The 20,093-nt window shown below is 71.1% G+C and carries 22 protein-coding genes; 12 read left to right on the top strand and 10 right to left on the bottom strand.

Annotated elements, in window-relative coordinates; translation table 11 throughout:
- Positions 1 to 2 precede the first annotated feature (2 nt).
- A complete protein-coding gene (locus ACWD38_RS07280; protein ID WP_343071350.1) occupies positions 3 to 968 on the bottom strand; it encodes a 5-dehydro-4-deoxyglucarate dehydratase in 966 nt (321 codons plus the stop codon).
- 419 nt (positions 969 to 1,387) lie between these two features.
- Between ACWD38_RS07280 and ACWD38_RS07285 the strand changes: the two genes are divergently transcribed.
- Positions 1,388 to 2,932: a substrate-binding domain-containing protein gene (locus tag ACWD38_RS07285; RefSeq protein WP_450123580.1), complete on the top strand. Its 1,545-nt coding sequence runs from the start codon at positions 1,388 to 1,390 to the stop codon at positions 2,930 to 2,932.
- 52 nt (positions 2,933 to 2,984) lie between these two features.
- On the opposite strand, the gene ACWD38_RS07290 is transcribed toward ACWD38_RS07285, so the two are convergent.
- Positions 2,985 to 3,614, bottom strand: a complete 630-nt coding sequence (locus ACWD38_RS07290) for a class I SAM-dependent methyltransferase (protein ID WP_450123581.1) — start codon at positions 3,612 to 3,614, stop codon at positions 2,985 to 2,987.
- Positions 3,615 to 3,865: 251 nt separating this feature from the next.
- Here ACWD38_RS07290 and ACWD38_RS07295 point away from each other — a divergent pair, with 251 nt between their 5' ends.
- A complete protein-coding gene (locus tag ACWD38_RS07295; RefSeq protein ID WP_184478956.1) occupies positions 3,866 to 4,405 on the top strand; it encodes an AAA family ATPase in 540 nt (179 codons plus the stop codon).
- A gap of 69 nt (positions 4,406 to 4,474) precedes the next feature.
- Here ACWD38_RS07295 and ACWD38_RS07300 read toward each other — a convergent pair whose 3' ends face one another.
- Together ACWD38_RS07300 and ACWD38_RS07305 are read right to left on the bottom strand one after the other, a co-directional pair.
- Positions 4,475 to 5,002 carry a DinB family protein gene (locus ACWD38_RS07300; protein WP_450123582.1) on the bottom strand — a complete coding sequence of 176 codons (528 nt, stop codon included), beginning with the start codon at positions 5,000 to 5,002 and terminating at the stop codon, positions 4,475 to 4,477.
- Between the two features lie 86 nt (positions 5,003 to 5,088).
- A complete protein-coding gene (locus ACWD38_RS07305) occupies positions 5,089 to 6,057 on the bottom strand; it encodes a GlxA family transcriptional regulator (RefSeq protein WP_450123583.1) in 969 nt (322 codons plus the stop codon).
- A 408-nt stretch (positions 6,058 to 6,465) separates the two neighbouring features.
- Between ACWD38_RS07305 and ACWD38_RS07310 the strand changes: the two genes are divergently transcribed.
- The 6 genes from ACWD38_RS07310 to ACWD38_RS07335 all read left to right on the top strand — a co-directional run bounded on the left by ACWD38_RS07310 (position 6,466) and on the right by ACWD38_RS07335 (position 11,716).
- Positions 6,466 to 7,842: an MFS transporter gene (locus ACWD38_RS07310; protein WP_450123584.1), complete on the top strand. Its 1,377-nt coding sequence runs from the start codon at positions 6,466 to 6,468 to the stop codon at positions 7,840 to 7,842.
- Between the two features lie 104 nt (positions 7,843 to 7,946).
- Positions 7,947 to 8,714, top strand: a complete 768-nt coding sequence (locus tag ACWD38_RS07315; RefSeq protein ID WP_184478952.1) for an IclR family transcriptional regulator — start codon at positions 7,947 to 7,949, stop codon at positions 8,712 to 8,714.
- Positions 8,711 to 9,937 (top strand): CaiB/BaiF CoA transferase family protein, encoded by a 1,227-nt coding sequence (locus tag ACWD38_RS07320; RefSeq protein ID WP_184478951.1) that lies wholly within the window; start codon positions 8,711 to 8,713, stop codon positions 9,935 to 9,937. The genes ACWD38_RS07315 and ACWD38_RS07320 overlap by 4 nt, the downstream gene beginning before the upstream one ends.
- Positions 9,934 to 10,770 (top strand): citryl-CoA lyase, encoded by an 837-nt coding sequence (locus ACWD38_RS07325; protein ID WP_450123585.1) that lies wholly within the window; start codon positions 9,934 to 9,936, stop codon positions 10,768 to 10,770. The genes ACWD38_RS07320 and ACWD38_RS07325 overlap by 4 nt, the downstream gene beginning before the upstream one ends.
- 131 nt (positions 10,771 to 10,901) lie before the next feature.
- The gene (locus ACWD38_RS07330; protein WP_184478949.1) at positions 10,902 to 11,117 is read left to right on the top strand and encodes a DUF2277 domain-containing protein; all 216 of its coding nucleotides are present in this window, start codon (positions 10,902 to 10,904) and stop codon (positions 11,115 to 11,117) included.
- Between the two features lie 242 nt (positions 11,118 to 11,359).
- Entirely contained in the window at positions 11,360 to 11,716 is a 357-nt protein-coding gene (locus ACWD38_RS07335; protein ID WP_184478948.1) for a putative quinol monooxygenase, read from the top strand.
- A gap of 374 nt (positions 11,717 to 12,090) precedes the next feature.
- Here the strand turns inward: ACWD38_RS07335 and ACWD38_RS07340 are convergent, their stop codons facing one another.
- Entirely contained in the window at positions 12,091 to 12,429 is a 339-nt protein-coding gene (locus ACWD38_RS07340; RefSeq protein ID WP_221315783.1) for a peptidase inhibitor family I36 protein, read from the bottom strand.
- 295 nt (positions 12,430 to 12,724) lie between these two features.
- Here ACWD38_RS07340 and ACWD38_RS07345 point away from each other — a divergent pair, with 295 nt between their 5' ends.
- Positions 12,725 to 12,916, top strand: coding sequence for an effector-associated constant component EACC1 (locus tag ACWD38_RS07345; RefSeq protein ID WP_450123586.1), 192 nt, complete (start codon positions 12,725 to 12,727; stop codon positions 12,914 to 12,916).
- A 416-nt stretch (positions 12,917 to 13,332) separates the two neighbouring features.
- Here the strand turns inward: ACWD38_RS07345 and ACWD38_RS07350 are convergent, their stop codons facing one another.
- Genes ACWD38_RS07350 through ACWD38_RS07360 form a run of 3 tightly spaced genes read right to left on the bottom strand, consistent with a single transcriptional unit; the run spans position 13,333 to position 14,898 of the window.
- The gene (locus ACWD38_RS07350) at positions 13,333 to 13,926 is read right to left on the bottom strand and encodes a methylated-DNA--[protein]-cysteine S-methyltransferase (protein ID WP_450123587.1); all 594 of its coding nucleotides are present in this window, start codon (positions 13,924 to 13,926) and stop codon (positions 13,333 to 13,335) included.
- Positions 13,923 to 14,399 carry an RNA polymerase sigma factor gene (locus tag ACWD38_RS07355; protein WP_450123588.1) on the bottom strand — a complete coding sequence of 159 codons (477 nt, stop codon included), beginning with the start codon at positions 14,397 to 14,399 and terminating at the stop codon, positions 13,923 to 13,925. Before ACWD38_RS07355 ends, ACWD38_RS07350 begins: the two co-directional genes overlap by 4 nt.
- A 1-nt stretch (position 14,400) precedes the next feature.
- Positions 14,401 to 14,898 (bottom strand): methylated-DNA--[protein]-cysteine S-methyltransferase, encoded by a 498-nt coding sequence (locus tag ACWD38_RS07360; protein WP_184478944.1) that lies wholly within the window; start codon positions 14,896 to 14,898, stop codon positions 14,401 to 14,403.
- A 135-nt stretch (positions 14,899 to 15,033) separates the two neighbouring features.
- On the opposite strand from ACWD38_RS07360, the gene ACWD38_RS07365 reads away from it, so the two are divergent.
- A complete protein-coding gene (locus ACWD38_RS07365) occupies positions 15,034 to 15,642 on the top strand; it encodes a TetR/AcrR family transcriptional regulator (protein ID WP_184478943.1) in 609 nt (202 codons plus the stop codon).
- A 449-nt stretch (positions 15,643 to 16,091) separates the two neighbouring features.
- Complete coding sequence (locus tag ACWD38_RS07370) at positions 16,092 to 16,748, top strand: M15 family metallopeptidase (RefSeq protein ID WP_184478942.1); 657 nt, start codon at positions 16,092 to 16,094, stop codon at positions 16,746 to 16,748.
- Between the two features lie 18 nt (positions 16,749 to 16,766).
- Here ACWD38_RS07370 and ACWD38_RS07375 read toward each other — a convergent pair whose 3' ends face one another.
- Both ACWD38_RS07375 and ACWD38_RS07380 read right to left on the bottom strand, forming a co-directional pair.
- Entirely contained in the window at positions 16,767 to 18,389 is a 1,623-nt protein-coding gene (locus tag ACWD38_RS07375) for a flavin-containing monooxygenase (protein WP_184478941.1), read from the bottom strand.
- A gap of 184 nt (positions 18,390 to 18,573) precedes the next feature.
- Entirely contained in the window at positions 18,574 to 18,774 is a 201-nt protein-coding gene (locus ACWD38_RS07380) for a hypothetical protein (RefSeq protein WP_184478940.1), read from the bottom strand.
- A 239-nt stretch (positions 18,775 to 19,013) separates the two neighbouring features.
- Between ACWD38_RS07380 and ACWD38_RS07385 the strand changes: the two genes are divergently transcribed.
- On the top strand, positions 19,014 to 19,925 hold the full coding sequence (locus ACWD38_RS07385; RefSeq protein WP_450123589.1) for a polysaccharide pyruvyl transferase family protein: 912 nt from the start codon (positions 19,014 to 19,016) through the stop codon (positions 19,923 to 19,925).
- The last annotated feature ends 168 nt before the right edge of the window (positions 19,926 to 20,093 follow it).

Below are 20,093 nucleotides of genomic sequence, written 5' to 3' on the forward strand. Positions count from 1 at the left end.
GCTCAGGCCTGGTCGACGAGCGCCAGGCCCGTCTTGATCAGCTTGTCGAGGTCGGCGATGTCGGTGGCGGAGGGATCGACCAGCGGCGCCCGCACCGGGCCGACGGGCAGGCCGCGCAGCCGCGCGCCGGCCTTGACCAGCGACACCGCGTACCCGGCTTCGCGGTCCCGGAGCTCGACCAGCGGGAAGTAGAACTCGCGCAGCAGTTCGTCGACGCGCTCCTGCTCGTCGGCGCGCAGCGCGGCGAAGAAGGCCTTCGCGATCTCGGGGGCGAACGCGTGCACCGCCGAGGAGTAGGGGCTGATGCCGATCGCCGAGTAGGCGCGGGCCTGCATCTCGGCGGTGGCGGCTCCGTTGAAGAACAGGAAGTCCGCCGGGGTGCTCAGCTTGATGCGCTGGAGTCCGTCGAGGTCGCTGTGGCCGTCCTTGATGCCGACGACGGTGGGAATCTCGGCGAGCCGCGCCGCGCTCTCGGCGCTGAACCGGACGTAGTCGCGCTGGTAGGCGATCAGCGGCAGCGAGGTGTGCTCGGCGACCTTGCGCACTTGCTCGACCAGGCCGTCCTGCGGGGCTTTGACCAGGTAGTGCGGCATCAGCAGCCCGGCGGCGGCACCGGCGTCGACGGCGCGTTCGGCGAACTGGCGCGCCACCGCCCAGCCGTAGCCGACGCCCGCGAGCACCGGAATCCGGCCGTCGGAGACCTCGACGGCGGTCCGCACCACGCACGAGTACTCGTCTGGGGTCAGCGAGAAGAACTCGCCGGTGCCGCAGGCGATGAAGAACGCGGCGGGGTCGGCTTCGGCCTGACCTTCCAGGTAGGTCCGCAGGCCTGCGAGGTCGAGCTCGCCTGCCTCGGTGAACGAGGTGAGCGGGAAGGACAGCACACCGGCGTCCATCCGTTCGCCGAGCCGGGCGGCGAAGCGGCTGACGTCCTGCGCCGAGGCGTCCCCGGACGAAGTCGAAGTCATGAGCATCTCGTCTTCATATGTAGACGGCGATTCCTTATGTAGACGAGATTAGGAACCCGCGCCTTCCGCTGTCAACGCCTCCCAGCTCCTCCGCTCCCGAACCACCCGCCCGTCCCACGCCGACGCCCTCCGGCGAGACGTTCGCGCTCAGCCGCGGCCCGACGGCGGCGCCCCCGGTGCTGTTGCACGGTTCCTCCGCCGACGCGCTGAACCGGTCCGATCGCCGAATTCCTGCTCTCGCCGGGGAGATGCGCACGGCTCGGCGGAGGCACGCCGTTCGCCGAGCCGAAGCGGATTCAGCACGGACGATCACCCACGGGCCGATGAACGATCCCTGAACGATCGGGTTCCCAGCCCCGGCAGGCACACGTCGCCCCTAGTTTCGGCTCCACGCGTTGATGGTGGTGAGGGAGCCGATCGTGAGCGATTTTCCCTGGGAAATAGCGTTGGCGGCGCTCGGTGTGCTGGTGCCCATCGGGCTGGCGCTGTACGAGTTCGCGGTCGTGGGCCGCAAGCGGCTCGGCTACCGGGTGCAGATGGACACCACGGCCACCGACGCCGTGCACTCCATGTACGAGACGACCGGCGCGCTCCAGCAGCTGCGGCGGGACGGGGACGGCGAACCGCTCGTCGCGCCGTCCTTCGTGCTGCTGCGCATCGAGAACGACGGCGCGACGAACATCGTGCCCGAGGACTACTCGGTGCTCGACGACGACAAGGTCGGCATCCGGGTGCACTTCCCCGGCCGCCACGTCGCGGGCATGGTCGTCACCGAGCTCAGCAGCGACTTCCTGCGCCCCTCCTTCGGCCCGAACTCCGGGCTGCACGTCCACGACGACGTGATCGAACTGCCCAAGGTGCCGCTGAACCGGGGCGCGCACTACAAGGTCCTCGCCGCGCTGGACCACGCGCCCGACGCCGAAGCCGAAGCGGAGCCGAAGGTGGTCGGCGGCATCCGCGGCGGCGTGGACACCGGCGCCATCCGGGAGACCAGCAACCACGGCCGCGCGCCCCGGCGGATCCTCGCGCTGGTGTTCTTCCTCGTGCTGATCGTGCTCGGGCAGCTCGCGGTCGCGCAGCTGACGCCCCGCGGTTCGCTCGAATGCGCGCAGGGCGAACTGACGCTCACCGGGTCGAGCGCGTTCAAGGCGGTCGGCGAAGCGGCCGCGAAGTCCTACGTGGACAGTTGCCCGCAGGCGAAGATCAAGTCGAGTTTCAGCGACAGCGGTGGCGGGTTGACCACGCTCACCGCCGCGGGCGACGCGGCGCAGGACGGGCATCCGGAGATGATCTCGTTCTCCGACGGGAAGAAGCCGGACGACATGCCGATGCTGATACCGCGCCCCATCGCGCTGTCGCTGTTCAGCCTGGTGATCAACGAGGAAGCCGAGGTCCAGGACCTCACCGCCGACCAGATCCGCGATCTCTACGCGGGCCGCATCGACAACTGGGAGCAGGTCGGCGGAGCGGACCTCCCGGTCCGCCTGGTCACGAGAGATCTTGATTCCGGGACCCGCACGGCCCTGACCGAGCGAGTGCTCGACGGGGCCTGGGGTTCGCCCGTGAACTCCCGCAACTGCGAGGATCGCCTCCCCGACGCCCCTGCGACCGTGGTGCGGTGCGAGCGGTCCAGCACCACCGAGGCCATCAACGCGGTCTCCGACGTCGACGGCGCGATCGGCTACGCCGAGGCGGGCACGGCGCGAACGGCCCAAGAGGGAGGCCGGTTGTCCCTGGTGCGCATCGACGGCCAGGAGCCGACGACCGACGGCGCCAACGATGGCGCGTACCCGTTCTGGGAGACCGAATACGCCTACACCTACGACGAACCGCGACCGCATTCGCTGACCGCGAGCTTCCTGCGCTACCTCACCACCCAGGTCGGCAGCGACATCATCCGCGAACAGCGCAGCCACGTTCCCTGCGCGAACCTGGACGAACCGCTGCAGTGCCGTCCGTCCTGAGCCGACCAGCGCTGGAACGCCCCGACCCCCGAGGCGGGACGTTCCAGCTCGCTCAGCGGCGGCGAATTCGGGCGAGCCACGCCGCCGAATCGACGACCCGGCCGTCCTCGACGCCGAGACGGCGGGCGCTGTCGCCGGAGGCGATTCCCCGGTAACTCGTGGTGTTCACCTCTTCCAGGTCCCAGCCGTCGGCGAACGCGGTGTCGAAGTCGCCCCTGGCCACCGTCGGCCCGATGCTGTCTTCGACGTCGGCCAGCGCGAGGACGTGCAGCACGGCACCTGGTGCGCTCGCCCGGTGCAGCGAACGCGCGTAGGCGACCCGGTCCTCGGGGCCGAAGACGTGGAACAGGGCGCTGTCGAGGATCGTGTCGAACCGGGGCGCTCCCCCGAACCGCAGCGCGTCCGCGACGTCGAACCGGGCCTCGACGCCCTGCCGCGCCGCGTTCGCGCGGGCCCGGTCCACGGCGTTGCCGGAGGAGTCGACGCCCAGCACGTCGTACCCCAGGCGGGCCAGGTGGATCGTGTGCTCACCGGTGCCGCAGCCGACGTCGAGCACCGCTCCCCCGAACGCGCCGGAACGTTCCAGTTCGACCACGGCGGGTTGTGGTGCGCCGATCACCCACGGCGGGTCGCCCGCCGCGTAGCTCTCCTCGAACGTGGCGATGGGAACGGTGTGGTCCATGATGATGTCCTCCAGGTTTCGCGGGAAGATCGGGCGGAACCGCGCCACCGCGAGCAGGGCGGTGGGAGCTCGCGGAGGCGACCGGCGCCGCCCGATCCGGATCCACGCTAGAAGTTCCAGCGAACTCGAAGTCAAGCGCCGCGGGCCGCGATTTCCCGCCGGTGCCCGAGAACCCTGCAAGGGTTCCGGCCGGTGCGCGGCCCCGGTGGTGATCGGATCGTCCGGACGGACCGGGCGGGGAGGAGGACGACGTGGCGAGGGTGCGGCGGATCGTCGTGACGGGCGGGCCCGGTTCCGGCAAGAGCACCTTGCTCGACCGGCTCGGCGCCGCCGGGTACGCCCGTTCCGAGGAGGCGGGGCGCGGTGTCATCCGCGATCAGCTCGCCGTGGGCGGCGCGGCGCTGCCGTGGGCGGATCGGGCGCTGTTCGCGGAGCTGATGTTGTGCTGGGAACTGCGCAACTACCGGTCGGCCGCCGGTGGCACCGTGCTCTTCGACCGCGGCCTGCCCGACATCGCCGGGTACCTCCGCGTCGAAGGGCTTGCCGTGCCCGCGCACGTGCACGCCGCCGCGCGGGACCTCCGCTACGAGCGGCGGGTCTTCCTCGCCCCGCCCTGGCCGGAGATCTACCGCACCGACGAGGAACGCGCGCAGTCACCGGAAGTGGCCCGCCGCACCTGCGAGGTCATGGCCGAGACCTACGCCGAATACGGTTACGACCTGGTGGAACTGCCGAAGGCGCCCGTCGACGATCGCGCCCGCTTCGTCCGAGACGCCATCGAAGACCGCTGAGCGCCCGTGTCGGAGTCCGTCCTGGTGTGGCGGGCCGGGCGGCGGAATTCAACTCGCGCGGCAGGGTTCCTAGGCGAACCCCCATTCCGCGCCGAGTTGCCGCGTGGTGCTGGCGCCGTCGATGCTCTCGCGGATGATGTCGGCGTGGCCGCTGTGCTGCGCGGTCTCCCGGATCAGGTGCACCAGCACGTGCCGGGCGGACCACTCGGCGCCCGGCGGGAGCCAGGGCGCCTCGGGTAATCGAAGCCGAACGTCCAATGAGGACAGTTCGGTCGCGGCGCGTTCGGTGTCGCGGGCCGCGTGCCGGTAGTCGTCGATCAGCTCCACCAGCGTCTCGCCCGGCTGCATCCGCAGGCTCGCCCTGCCTTCGTCGGCCGCGTTCTCCTCCCGGAACAGCTGCCCCCGGAGCGTGCGGGTCCACTCCCGTTCCACCGCCGTGACGTGCTTGACCAGCCCGCCGAGGGTGAGTTCGCTGACCGTGCTGCGTCGCGCCGCGCTCTCGTCGCTGAGCCCCCGCACCGTCAGCAGCAACGCGTCGCGCTGCTCGGCGAGCATGCCCAGCAGTTCCGCCCGTTCTCCCGCGCCCGTCGTCGTCATGACAAACCCCCTCGTCGCCATTCCGCACCGACGGTAGACCGCACCCCTGACACTCCCAGCCGACCGCGGAGGAACCGCGTCCGAGCTCAGACGCCGACCGGCTCCCGCTCCGGAGCACCACCCCGGAAGGCTTGGCGGTAGCGGGCGGGGCTGGTGCCGACGACCCGTTTGAACCGGTCCCGGAACGTGGTCGGCGACGTGAAACCGACCTGCTCGGCGATGCGCTCCACGGGGTGGGCCGTCGTCTCCAGCAGGTGCTGCGCCCGACGCAGCCGGGCCCGGTGCAGCCACTGCAACGGCGTCGTCCCCGTCTGCTCCCGGAACCGCCGGTTGAGCGTGCGGCTGCTCAGCGCGGCGCGCTCCGCGATGTCGGCCAAGGTCAGCGGCAGGTGCAGGTGGTCCTCCAGCCAGCACAGCAACGGCTGCACGCTGGCCCCGTCCGGTGCCGGCGGCTCGTGCACGATGAACTGCGCCTGCCCGCCGTCGCGCTCCAGCGGCATCACCGCGAGCCGCGCCGAGTCGGCGGCGACCGCCGAACCGTGGTCCAGGCGGATCATGTGCAGGCACAGGTCCAGGCCCGCCGCCGCTCCCGCCGAGGTGAGGATCGGCCCCTCGTCGACGTAGAGCACATCCGGGTCGACCTCGATCAGCGGGTGCCTGCGGGCCAGCTCGCCCGCGCCGATCCAGTGCGTGGTCGCCCGCCGCCCGTCCAGCAGACCCGCCTCGGCCAGCGCGAACGCGCCCACGCAGATCGAGGCGATGCGGACGCCGCGCGCCGCCGCCGACCGCAGCGCGTCGAGCGCCACCCCCGGCACCGGGACCGTCACGTCCGCCTGACCCGGCACGACCACCGTGTCCGCGCCGATGAGCCCGTCGAGCCCCCACGGAGTGCGCAGCGTGAACGCCCCCGCGCTGACCTCGCCGGACACCGAGCACACCCGGACGTCGTAGGCGGCGGACCCGCCCGGCAGCCGGGCACGACCGAAGGCCTCGACCGGAATGGACAGGTCGAACGCGACGACCGGGTCGAGGGCGAGCACGGCAACGGTGTGCATGGCGGGAACCTGTTCGTCGACGACGGCTCGGGAAGGAGCCGAATCCACTGCTACCACCGCCGGCGAACCGATGGCCAGAATCCGGCACCAACTGATGTTCTCGCCACAGGAGCACCTCGCCGGTTCCCGGCACGACCACCACCGCGCGCCCCGAGCCGGTGAACTCCGGCGTCACACCGTGATCGGCTCCACGACCGTGGCGTCGTTCTCCCAGGTGTGCGCCGATTTCTCGCGAAACCGACGAAGGGAGGGGGAAATTCGGCGACAGGCCTGGAACGCGCGGGGACGATGGCCTGGCCGCCGGGTCGGCGGGGTCTTGCCAGACGAGGCGTCCACTCTTAGCATCCCTCAACCGCCAAGCGGGACATCTGTGCCACTAGATGGCACATCGGCGACAAGGGAGTCTCCATGAGCACGTCAACCAGCCGGCGCCCGGCGTTCCAACCGCGGGTGATCTCGGCTGCGGTACTGGGCACGACGGTGGAGTGGTACGACTTCGCGTTGTACGCGACGGCCGCGTCGATGGTGTTCAACAAGCTGTACTTCCCGAACGGCGATCCGCTGGTGGGGACGATCGCCGCGTTCGGCACGTTCGCCATCGGCTTCCTCGGCCGCCCGCTCGGCGGCGCCTACTTCGGCGAGCTCGGAGATCGCAAGGGGCGCAAGCACGTCCTGGTCGTCACCCTGCTGCTGATGGGCATCGCCACGACGGGGATCGGGCTGTTGCCGAGCTACGCCACGATCGGCCTGGCGGCTCCGCTGCTGCTGACCGTGCTGCGCTTCGTCCAGGGCTTCGCCGCGGGCGGCGAGAAGACCGGCGCGCTGATCCTGCTGTTCGAGAACGCGCCGCCCCGATGGCGCGGACTGCTCTCCAGCCTCCCGGCGATCGGCACCGGCGCCGGGACGCTGCTGTCCACCGGCGCGATGGCCCTCGCATCGACGACCTTGTCCGAGCAGGCGTTCCTCGACTGGGGCTGGCGAATCCCGTTCCTGTTCAGCGCGGTGCTCACGCTGTTCGGCCTGTGGGTGCGCCGCTCCTTGGACGAAACCCAGGACTTCCAGCAGGAACTCGCGCGCCAGGCCCGCGAAACCGCCGAGAACCCGCACACCCCCGAGCGGGCGCCGTGGCGCGATCGGCTCGCGCGGAGCCGGTTCGTCGAAGCATGGCGCAAGTACCCGAAGGAAATGGTCATCGTGATGTGCGCGGGGGCCGCCGAGAACACCGGCTACTACGTGTTCGGCACCTTCTCCGTCGCCTACGCCGAGAACGCCGGACTCGCCACCGCTCCGGTGCTCACCGGGATCATGGTCGTGTCGGTCGTGAAACTCGCCTCGGTGCCGCTGTTCGGCTGGCTCTCCGACCGCTGGGGGCGGCGACCGGTGAGCATCCTGGGCGCGCTGGTCATGGCGGGCGCCTGCTATCCGTTCTTCCGCATGGTCGACTCCGAGCAGACCTGGCTGATCTGCCTGGCGCTCGTGCTGACGCTGGGAATCGGCCAGTCGGCGGTCCTGGGCGCCCAACCGGCGTTCTTCGCCGAGCTGTTCACCACCAAGGTCCGCTTCACCGCGGTCGGCGTGGCCAACAACCTCGGCACCGTGCTCACCGGCGGGCTCGCTCCGCTGGTCGCCAGCTCGCTCCTGCTGCTGTTCGACCAGAGCATCACCGGCGTCGTGGTGTTCCTGCTGCTGACGTGCGGAGTCACGGTGGTGACGGTCGCACTGGCCCGCGAGACCAACCGGCGCGACGACCGCACCGAAGCCTCGACCTCCAGCCCGACGACATGAGCACGTACCATCAGGTGGCACTTGAATGCCATCCACCGATACAGCAGCCCGGCGGAGACGCACGACCGCGGTGGCGTCGACCAGCCGATCAGGAGGTACTGCCGATGCCCACGGGAGCAGAGGGCGGCGAGGGCGTGCGCAGCGTCGTGCGGGCGTTGGAACTGCTCGCGCTGTTCGACGGAACGCACCGCTCGCGCAGCGTCCGAGAGCTGACCGACGCCACCGGGCTGCCGAAGTCCACCGTCGTGCGCCTGGTGACCACCTTGGAGCAGAACGGGCTCCTGTGGACCAGCACGAACGGCCGCCTCACGCCCGGGGCGGGACTGCTGCGCTGGGCGCAGCTGGCGCACGACGCCTGGCAGTTGCCCCCCGAAGCGGTGGAGTGCCTGCGCGCGCTGTCGTCCGAGTCGGGCGGCGAGTCCTCCCGGATCTACGTCCGGCAGGGGCTCTCCCGCCTGTGCGTCGCGCAGCACGAGGGAACTCAGCAACTCCGCCACGTGGTGCGCATCGGCGAGGCGATGCCCCTGTGGGCGGGCGCGTCCGGGCACGTGCTGCTGGCGGGCTGCTCCGCGAAGGAGCTGCACCGCGCGGCCATGGCCGCAGCCCGCGGACCGGAATTCGAGTCGGCCCTCGCGGAGCGCGTCGACCGGGCGGCGGCGCAGGACTGGGCCGTGAGCCACGGGGAACGCGAGCACGGCGTATCCGCCGTCGCCGCCCCGATCACCGACCCCGACGGCCGGATCGTCGCCGCGGTCGGCCTCGGCGGTCCCACCAGCCGCTTCACCGCGGAGAACGTCGCGGCGTTCCTGCCCGCGCTGAGCAGAGCGGCCACCCGGCTGTCGGAATTGCGCTTCATCGGAGGTGGTTCATGAACGAGACGCCCGCCCCGCCCGCGGGGAAGCTGCTCGACGGCGTGCGGGTCCTGGACCTGACCAACGTGCTCGCCGGCCCGTTCGCCGCGTACCAGCTGGCGCTGCTGGGCGCCGACGTGGTGAAGGTCGAAATCCCGGGAACCGGTGATCTCGCCAGGCGGCTCGGCGCCGAAACCGAATTGAACGAGCAGCGGCTCGGGGCCTCGTTCCTCGCCCAGAACGGCGGGAAGCGGTCGATGACGGTCAACCTCAAGAGCGAGCGCGGACGTGCGGTGCTGCTGCGCGCCGTCGAGCAGGCCGACGTGCTCGTGGAGAACTTCCGCCCCGGCGTGCTCGACCGGCTCGACCTCGGATGGGACCGGCTCCGCGAGGCGAATCCGCGCTTGGTGTACTGCGCGATCTCCGGCTTCGGGCAGGACGGCCCGCTGCGGGACCGGCCCGCCTACGACCAGATCGTGCAAGGGCTGTCCGGGATGATGAGCGCCACCGGCACCCGGGAATCCGGTCCGCTGCGCGCGGGATATCCGGTCGCGGACACGCTCGGCGGGATGGCCGCGGCGTTCTCCATCGCCGCCGCGCTGGTGCATCGCGACCGCACCGGGGAAGGAACGATGCTCGACGTGTCGATGCTGGAGTCGGCGCTCACGGCGATGGGCTGGGCGGTCTCCAACCACCTGATCGCCGGCCAGGAGCCCGAGCGCATCGGCAACGACAACGTCACCGCGGCCCCCTCCGGCACCTTCGGCACCGCCGACGGCCTGCTCAACATCGCGGCCAACGAGCAGCGCCAGTTCGCCGCGCTCTGCCGGGTCGTGGGACGCCCGGAACTCGCCGATGACGCGCGCTTCGCCGAGCGGACGGCGCGCAAGGTCCACCGCCATGAGCTGACCCGGGAGCTTGAGGCGGCGCTCGCCGCCCGCACGGCGGTGGAGTGGGAGCGGTTGCTGGCTCCGGCGGGAGTTCCCGCGGCCCGGGTGCTCACCGTTCCGGACGCGCTGCGCCAAGAGCAGGTCGAGGCGCGTGATTTCGTCCACGACCTGCCGTTCCCGGAACACCCGGAACGGACGCTCCGGGTCCTCGGCAGCCCCGTGCGCGTTCAGGGGACCGCCGCGACCCCGGCTTGCCCTCCCCCGCTCCTCGGCGAGCACACCGACGCCCTGCTCGCGGAACTGGGCTACGACGCCACCGACATCGCCGCGCTGCGCGCGGAAGGAGCAGTATGAGCACCCCCGCCTTCGACACCCCCGAGCAGTACGAGGACGAGGTCACCGGCTGGTGGCGCACCGGGATCAGCCGAATCCGTCCCGGTGAGATCCTGCTCCGCGGCTACCCGGTGGAGCAGCTGATCGGCCAGGTCTCCTTCGTGGACATGATCTGGCTGATGCTGCGCGAGCAGCGGCCCACCGAGGCCCAGCGGCGGCTCCTGGAGGCCGCGCTCGTGTCGGCCGTCGACCACGGGCCGCAGGCGCCGTCCATCGCCGCCGCGAGGATGGCCGCCACCTGCGGAGTGGGCCTGAACAACGCCGTCGCCACCGGGGTGAACCTCCTCGGGGACGTGCACGGCGGCGCCGGGCAGCAGTGCATGGAACTGCTCGCCGGTCTCGAAGACGAGATCTCGGGCGGAGCCGACCCCGACTCCGCGGCCGAACGGATCGTCGCCGAGCACCGGAACGCGCGGCGGCCCGTCCCCGGCTTCGGGCACCGGTTCCACCCCCGAGATCCGCGCCGCGACCCGCTGCTGGCTTTGGCGGGCGAAGCGGCCGAAGCCGGTGAGATCTCCGGCCGGGCGTTGCGCGCCGGAACGGCGCTCGAAGCCGCGCTGGCCCGCGGCCGCAGCCGCCCCGTACCCATGAACATCGACGGCGCCACCGCCATCATCTACCGCGAGCTCGGTTTCGCGGCGGAGCTCGGGCGCGGGCTGTTCGTCCTGTCCCGCAGCGTCGGAATCCTCTCGCACGCGTGGGAGGAGAAGTCCGCGGGCACGCGGATCAAGGGTCCGCTGCCGCTGCCGCTGCTCGCCGCCTACGAGGGCGAGCCGCGCCGCGACCTCGCATGAGGGGATCGGGCTCGGTGCCCGACATCGACGGCCGCGACATGCGAATCGGGCACCTGCCCGGCGAACCGGTCGTGGCCGCACGGGACTCTCGCGGCGCGGCCATCGGCGGTGGACGGAGGACAATGCGGGGCATGTGCCGAAGCATCAAGACCCTCCGCCCGCCGTACGCCGAGCAGGTCACCGACGATGACGTGCGCGCCGCAGCGGTGCAGTACGTCCGCAAGATCTCCGGGTTCCGCCGACCCGCCGCGCACAACGCCGCGGCCTTCGACCGCGCAGTGGACACCATCGCGCAAGCCACCACGGAACTACTCGACTCCCTGGAGGTCCGCGGCTCCCGAACCTGACCCGACACCGAGGCACCGAGGCACGTCACTCCACCTCGCCATGGGCGGAGCCGGAGTCGATCCAAGTCCACGAAAGACGATCACGTCATCGCCGACGTGCCCGAACGCGCGGCAAGGGTGCCCGGGAGGCGCGGGGGCCGGATCATTTTTGACCGATCGGACAAGAATCACGTAGCGTGAGTTCAGCACCGCGAAACCCGTTCGCGGCCCGCGGAACGGACAACGAGGGACGTAGCGAAACCATGATCGCCCACACCAAGCACGCGCCGACCGGCAAGATCATCAGCGCTTACTACACGGTTCACCCCGAAGACCGCACGACGTTCATCGACGCTGTCCTGCCGCACCTGACCACCACGTCCCAGCAGGACGGCTGCACGTACTACGTGTTCGCGCAAGACCTCACCGACGAGAACACGATCCACCTCATCGAAGGGTGGCGCGACCAAGCCGCCATCGACGCCCACAACGCCGACGAGAACTTCCTCGCGGCCGTGCGCGCCGTCCTCGACGGCGTGCGAATCCTCGACTACCAGGCCGAGATCTACGACGTCGCGGCCCAGGTCTCCGGCGCGGCTCCCCCCACCAGCGCGGACTGACACCGCGAGAGCCCCACCCAACAGCGCCCGCCACGGCATCCCCTCCACCACCCCGGGACCACTCCGCCGCCTAGCGGCTGAGACCGGAGCGTCGCCGACCCACGCAGTTCAACCGGAATGATCGAGACGTGCCGAAGAATCGGACGGGCGGCGGCAGGCGAACGGCAGCGACACCTAGGTTCACCCGGACCATCGCACCCGCCGACACCACTGCCATCGGCCGCGCGGGACACCTGATCCGCAGCAACAACGCCCCCCTGCTCGCAAAGTCGGGGGCGTCCGCGAGACGCCCCCGGGCGGAGCAAGATCCCGCTCCGCCCGGGGTGAGCGACGAAGCCAGGCCTCGAGACCTGCCCGGCGCTGTCAGCCCACCGTCACGAGACCCGCGCCGAGCTGGTCGGGACCGCGGTCGGGCCGCTGTTCTTGGGAACGCCGTAGGCCCCCTGCCGCAGGGTCAGCTGACCTTCGTAGTCGTACCCGTCGAAACCCTCGAACTGCCGCGCCGACCGGTTCCAGAAGGAGTACACGCTGTTGTCCACGCCCTGCTGGCGCAGGTCAGGCGAACCTTGTTCGAAGATCCCGATAGCGCCCGTGCCATCGACCCCGGAGAACAAGCAGAAGGAGCCGTGCGGACAACGGTCGTAGCCCTCCTGCGCGGCACCGGACGGCGTCACCAGCACGAAGCTCGCCATCACCGACGCGACCAACACCACGAGACCTCGTTGCACTCCGCGCACTGTTTTCCCCTCAGACAAACAGAAACCGAACCGTGAGCCCCTTTTCACACTCACGGCGCGCACCCTGCCAGACCCCGCACGACCAAGGTCCACTTCCTCACCTCGTCACCCGAACGGACCAGCGGAGTCCGCGCCGACACAGGGCATCGAGGCCCGGCCCGATCGCACCGCCGCATCAGCGGAACGTCCCAACGTCGTCAAACCGGTCCTGCCGGGGCACTCGATCACTGCGGTCGATCGTGATCTGCCTACGCCGACTTGGGAAACCGCCATGGACGTCGCAGTGCGGGCTGTCGGACCCGATTCCGCTGATCGCCTGCGGTCGCTGCACCAGTGGCTGCGCGATGTCGACGAGTTGCGCGGGCGGGTGTCCGCGCTGGAGACCCCGCCGCCGCCCGACGCGCTGGGGCCGGTGCTGGACGCGGTGGCGCCGGCCGTCAAGTCCGGGGCGATTCGCAAATGATCGAAAGCCAGGCCCGGCTGCTCGGACAAGACGGGCTCGACCGGCTCCCAGCCCACCCGGTACGGGTGGTGTACGGCCAGGTGCTTCCCACCATGGTCGATCGGCTCAGGTGCGTCCGCTGACGTTGCTGCTGCTTGTCGAAGTCCCCAGCGCGCTGTTCGGCGGCCCGCGGTGCAGTGCGTCACCGGAGGTGTAAGTCGGGCGAACACCGCGCATCGCCCGGGCTCTCGGTGCCCTCGCAAGCGTCAGCTGATCTCCGTCCCGTAGTTATGCCCATCGCGTGGGTTACGTCGGCGAGCCTCTTCTTCGGCGCTTCCCTGCAGAGCAGCGCCCCGGCCACCGGGGCTCAGCGGTTCCGTGCTCGGACCGCGATCGACGCACAGCCCCGCGGGCTAGGACATCGCCGAGGCTCCAGCTCACCGTCCGCGGCTTTCCAGGGTGAGGAGGGTCCGTTTGGCTTCTGGGCCGCCGGCGTAGCCGCCGGTGGAGCCGTCGGAGCGGACCACCCGGTGGCACGGGACGACCACGGGCAGCGGGTTGGTCGCGCACGCCGTGCCCACGGCGCGGACCGCGCGCGGGCTGCCGGCCGCCGCCGCCACCTGCGCGTAGCTCTCCGTGCCGCCGTAGGCGATGCGGGGCAGGTGGTCCAGCACCGCGCGCCGGAAGCCCGTGGACAGCCGGAGGTCCAGCGGTACGTCGAACTCGTGCCTGCGCCCGGCGAAGTACTCGTCGAGCTGCGCGCTGACCGCGTCCAGCCGCGCCGGGGCCGCCAGCACCCGCGGGCTCACCTGGTCGGCGAGCGCGGCGAGCACCGCCTCGTGGTCCTGGCCGGGGAACGCGACGCGCACCAGTCCCCGCTCGGTCGCGGCCAGCAGCAGCGATCCGACCGGCGAGTCCACCGTGCGGTAGGCGACGTCGAGCAGTCCTTCCCGCTCGGCGGCGGTGGCGAGCCTCCCGTGCAGCCGTTCCAGCGCGTCGTCGCGCACCGGCGCTTCTCCCTGGTCCGTCACAACTTCCCCTCCTCCGTGCCGATGGTGGCGCGCAGCCGGGCGATGCCGTCGGCCGCGGCCCGGCGCGCGGCCTCCGTGCTGCCGCCGACGAGCTCGGCGATCTCCCGGTAGGGCAGGCCCGCGACGTGGTGGTAGGCCACCGCCTGCCGCTGCTTGTCGGGCAGCTCCCGCAACGCCGCCCACACCGGGTCGGGTTCGCGCGGCAGCCCGTCCACGGCGGGCCGTTCGGGGACGTGCGCGACGCTCACCGGGCGGCGCGCCCGCGCGCGGGTGATGTCGATGGCCTTGCGGTGCGCGATCGTGACGAGCCACGCCTGCACGTTGGCTCCCGGGTCCAGCCGCGGATAGGCCCGCAGCGCGGCCAGGAACGTCTCCGACCAGGCGTCCTCGGCGTCGTCCGGGCCCACCACGGCCCGGCACACCCGCAGCACCACCGGTCCGTGCTCCGTGACGATCCGCTCGAACGGGGTCATCTCAGAAGAGCCTGCCCGCGTCCACCGCGGCCGGTTCCTCCAGGGCCAGCAGGTAGCGCTTGCGGTCCAGCCCGCCCGCGTAGCCGGTGAGGCTGCCGTCGGCGCCGATGACCCGGTGGCAGGGCACGATCACCGACAGCGGGTTCTGCCCGTTCGCCGCGCCCACGGCCTGCGAGTAGTTCACGTCGCCGAGCCGCCGCGCCAGGTCGCCGTAGGTGCGGGTCTCGCCGTACGGGATCTCCTTGAGCAGTTCCCAGACCTGGAGCTGGAACGGCTTGCCGCGCGGTGCGAGCGGCAGGTCGAACTCGGTGCGCCGTCGTTCGAAGTACTCCTCGAACTGGCGCTGCGCCTCGGCGAACAGCGGGAGGTCCGCGCGCTCGCCGAACTCCTTCGGGGGGTGCTTGCCGCCGTCGAAGTGCATCGCCGCCAAGCTCCCGTCCCGGGCGATCAGCGTCAGTCCCCCGAGCGGTGTGTCGATCACCGCGTGCACCGTCGTCATGATCGGCTCCCCTCTCCGCGCCTGCGCTTACCACTATGCAGACGCGCGCCGCGCCCCGAACGTGAGCCCCTCCGACTCGCCCGAGGTCGAGGAGACATGATCGGTCGGACATTGCGTACTGGAATAATCCACCGCATGACGACGGCACCACCGGCGCGCGCCGCCAAGCGCGGTCGCCCCGGCTACGACCTGGAGTCCCTGCTGGCCGTGGCGGTGCGGCTGTTCAACGAGCGCGGCTACGACGGGACCAGCATGGAGGACCTGTCCCGCAAGCTCGGCATCAGCAAGTCCGCCATCTACCACCACGTGCCCAGCAAGGAGGAGCTGCTGCGGCTCGCCGTCGACCGGGCGCTGGACGGGCTGTTCGCGACCGCCACGGCCGCCCGCGCGCGGGACGAGAGCGCCGTGCAGCGGCTGGAGCACCTGGTGCGCGGCAGCGTCCTGGTACTGGTGGACCGGCTGCCGTTCGTGACGCTGCTGCTGCGGGTGCGCGGCAACACCAAGGTGGAACGCGCCGCGCTGGCCCGCCGCCGGGAGTTCGACCAGCTGATCACCGACCTCGTCGCCGAAGCGGTCCGCGACGGCGACCTCCGGCCCGAGTTCGACGCCGCCACCGTCGGGCGCCTGCTGTTCGGCATGGTGAACTCGCTGGTCGAGTGGTATCGGCCGCGCGGCGGCATTGGCGCGGAGGAACTCGCGGACCTGGTCGTGGCCGTCGCGTTCGACGGACTGCGCAAGAATTGAGATGAACTCACCGAGAACGAGTTCGTCCGGCTGAACGTCGAGGTTCTCGAATTCCGGGAGACCACCGCGATTCCGCTCGCGTCCGGTTGATTCCGGTGGCGCCGCAGCGGGATTCCCGGCGCGCTGGAGGCGGAGGTCGTTCGGGAGTCACGACCTCCGCTCTCCAACAGGTGGGCCGGCGGCGACGGCGACGGTTCGGGGCCTGGCCGTCCGCTGGTGCTCAGAACACCGTCGCGGCACCGGAATGCGTCCGTTTCGGGGCCGGACTGCGAATTCCGGATTCCGCGACCGCTGATCCCACAACGAGATCGTGAACCGCGGACTGTCCATTCGCAACACAAGAACACCTCCGATGACCACTTTCGTGCGGATCTTCTCCTTTCCCAGCGGTCGAATCGGCGCCGACGCACCCGCACACTGGCGGTCGACCGGGAAGTGAGGGAGCCGCCATGAGGAAGTCCCACGCCGCGCTGCTCGCGTGCGCGCTCGCCGCATCGACCGCGCAGTGCGGAAATCCGCAACCTCCCGCGAGCGCACCCGCGCCGGAGTTCACCTCCAGCGTGCACCGGGTCGACGCGGCCGAACTCGGCCCGAGCTGGCGGCCCGAATGCCCCGTCGCCCCGGACCGGTTGCGGCTGCTGCGGCTGAGCCACGTCGGCATGGACGGCCGCGAGCGCACCGGGCGGCTCATCGTGCACGAGGACCGGGTGCCGCAGACCATCGCCGCGTTCGCCCGCCTCCACGAGCTGCGGTTCCCCGTCGAGCGGATGCGCCCGGCCGGGGAATACCAGGACGCCTCCGACGAGCTGTCGATGCGCGACGACAACACCTCCGCGTTCAGCTGCCGCGGCATCAGCGGCAGCGGCAGCTGGTCGCAGCACGCCTACGGGCGCGCCATCGACATCAATCCGCTGGTCAACCCGTACATCAGCACCGACGGTGAACTCCAGCCCGCCACGGCGCGTCCTTACCTGGACCGCACCCGGACGGATCCGGGGATGCTGCACGAGGGCGACGCCGCCGTGCGGGTGTTCACCGAAGCGGGCTGGGCCTGGGGCGGCGGCTGGCACGACCCCAAGGACTACCAGCACTTCGAACTCCCGTGACCGATCCGGCGCACGAGGTCACTCCAGGTCGAAGCCGCGGTAGTCGTCGGCGGCCACCGCCTCGCAGATCTCTTCGTAGACGTCGAGTCCGCCGACGTAAGGCATGAAGACCTGCTGCTTGCCGGGGACGTTCGCCCCGAGGTACCAGGACGCCGCCTTCGAGAACAGGGTCTCGGCCGCGAGTTCGCGCACGTGCTCGACCCAGTCGTGCTGGGCCTGCTCGGTGGCCTCGATGCTGCGGTAACCGTTGCGGCGCAGGTGTTCCAGGCAGGTGGCGGTCCACTGCACGTGCTGCTCGATGGCCGTGACCATGTTGACCAGTACCGATGGACTGCCGGGGCCGGCGAGGACGAACATGTTCGGGAATCCCGCCGAGCCCAGGCCCAGGTAGGTGGCCGGTCCGCCGCTCCACTCCTCGGCGAGCTCGTAGCCGTCCCGGCCCCGCACGTCGATGCGGTTGAGCGCCCCGGTCATCGCGTCGAACCCGGTCGCCAGCACCAGCGCATCCAGCTCGTGCTCCACCCCGCCCGCGCGCACGCCCCGCGCCGTGACCGTCTCCAGTGGACTCTTCCGGAGGTCGACGAGCGCCACGTGGTCGTAGTTGTAGGTCTCGAAGTAGCCGGTGTCCACGCAGACCCGTTTGGAGCCCAGCGGATGTTCGTAAGGCAGCAACGCCTCGGCGGTGGCCGGGTCGTGCACGGCTTCCCGGATCTTGCCGCGCACGAATTCCGCGACTTCGTCGTTGGCCCGCTGGTCGGTCCTGATGTCGGCGTAAGCACCGAGCAGGTGGAAACCGCCGCGTCTCCATCGGTTCTCGAACTCGCGGCGCCGCTGGTGCTCGTCCACGTCGAAGGTGTGCTGCTCGTTCGCGGCCCACTCCAAGCCGGCCACGCTGGCCCGATTCGCCCGGCGCCGGTGCGAGTAGTTCGCCTTGATCTCGCGGACCTCGTCCGGGTCGAGCGGGCCGTTGAAGGCGGGCACGGAGAAGTTCGGCGTCCGCTGGAACACCGTCAGCCGCGCGGCCTGCCGAGCGATCACCGGGATCGATTGGATCCCCGACGATCCGGTCCCGATCACGCCGACGGCGCGGCCGGTGAAGTCCACATCGGACTCCGGCCAGGTCCCGGTGTGGTGCACAGGACCCTGGAAGTCGTCCAGTCCGGCCAACTCCGGAACCTGCGGCACCGACAGGCATCCGGTCGCCATGATGCAGAACCGGCTCACCACCGGCGGCAGTCCGGGCGCGTGCACCGTCCAGCACGCGGCGGCCTCGTCGAAGTGCGCGGCCGTGACCCGCGCGTCGAACGTGATGTCGCGGCGCAGGTCGAACCGGTCCGCGACGTGCGAGAGGTAGCGCAGGAGCTCGGGCTGGGCCGGATACCGCTCCGACCACTCCCATTCCTGTTGCAGCGACTCGGAGAACGAATACGAGTAGTCGACGCTCTCGATGTCGCAGCGAGCACCGGGGTAGCGGTTCCAGTACCAGGTTCCGCCGACGTCCGAACCGGCTTCCAGCACGCGAACCGAGAAACCGCGCGACCGCAGTTCGTGGAGCATGTAGAGCCCGGCGAACCCGGCTCCGATCACCACCGCGTCGACGTCGATCGGGCCCCCGGCATCGGAGGTCGAAGAAGCTCGCATGTCGCCATCCGCTCGCGCCGGTCGTCCGCAGTGCCGCATTCCCTGCCTCTCAACGGGAACCTAACGCAGCGGTCCGGCGTAGAGCGAGGGAATTCACCGGAGTGGCCGAGCGCCCCGGAGGTCGCGAGCGATGCCGCCGGGACGGTCGCGACACCGGATTCGGACCGGTGCCGCGACCACCGGGTCACGCGGCTGAGGCAGGACCGCCGGATCTCGCCTGCGGTATCGGATTTCCCTCTTCCGGAGCGAGCCCCAGCATGTCCAGCAGCTCTGCCAGCTGGTCGGCGTCCTGCGCGTGGTGCGCGGTGGCGCGCACCGCCCGCGCCCGTTCCTGCGGAGTCGGCTCGTGCGCATCCGCTTGTTGTGGCGTGGGTTTCGCGTGCATGAGTCTTCCTCCCCCGAGTGGTCAGTGCGGTCGCCGATACTGCCAGCCGGGCACTACGGCGACACGGCCGAAAGTCCTGGTCCGGCAGGCGCTGAGGCGCGGGAGCACGGTTGTGGCGCGAGTGGGGGAAAACCGCGCCGGAGTGCGAGCGAGCTCACCCCGGATGCGGGGCGCTCGCGGTTGGATGAGGCCGCCGCCGGGCACCTCGGGGAGGCGGGGACGTCGATGAGGGGGCTCACGTGCGGGTACTGATCACGGGCTGGCCCAGCTTCCTGCACGCCGAGGTCAACGCCGGTGACGTGGCGGCGATGCGCCGGGTGGAGATAGCGCTGACCACCGCCGGAATTCCGTGCGACACGGCGTGGAGCCCGGTGCTGGCCACCGGCTCGCTGACCCTCGACGACGCGGCCCCCGACAAGTACACCGACCTGGTGTTCGTCGGCGGCCCCGCGCACGGCAGGCAGCTCGACGACCTGCACCTGCGCTACGACCGGTGCAGGCGCACCGCGGTCGGCGTCACCGTCATCGACGAGCGCTCCACCGCCGTGCAGGGCTTCGGCTCCGTGCTGGCCCGCGACCGCCCGCTGCTGCCCGCGTCGCGGGACCTCGCCGCGAGCGCCTCGATCAGCCCGACCCCGGTCGCGGCGATCGTGGTGTCCCACGGCCGCCGCGAGTACGGCTCGCTGCGCAGGCACGACAGCGTGCACCGGTACGTGCTGAACTGGATCGCCCGCACCGATTTCGCGCCGATGCCGATCGATCCGCGGCTGGATCGGGTCAACGCCCGGGTGTGCTCCACGGTCGACCAGTTCGCGGCGGTGCTGGCCCGCGCCGACGCGGTGGTGACCTCCCGCCTGCACGGCCTGGTCTTCGCGCTCGCGCAGGGCGTTCCGGCGCTGGCCGTGGATCCGGTCGCCGGCGGCGGGAAGGTGTCCGCGCAGGGCGTGGCCTGGCAGTGGCCCGCGGTGCTCTCCAGCGAGGAGCTGATCTCCGGCGGCGACGGGCACGCGGGCGCGGTCCTCGACCGGTGGTGGCAGTGGTGCCTCGGCCCGGAGGCGCGGGAGCAGGCGCTGACCCGCGCCGCGCAAGCCGCGGAGTCCGGGCAGCGGCAGCTCTCGGACCTCGTCGAGCACCTGCGCACGCCCGGGTGAGCCCGTTCGGCGGGTCAGCCTTCGGCCGGCACTCCCGTTCCGAGGAACCGCAGCATGTCCGCGCCGACGACGTCGAACACGGTCGCGTCGTGGTTGCCGGGCAGCACCGACAGGACCGGGGTGTTCGGGTACTCCTGCGCGAGGCGTTCCGCGCCTTCCAGGTACACG

The organism is Saccharopolyspora sp. NPDC002578, from assembly GCF_053592695.1.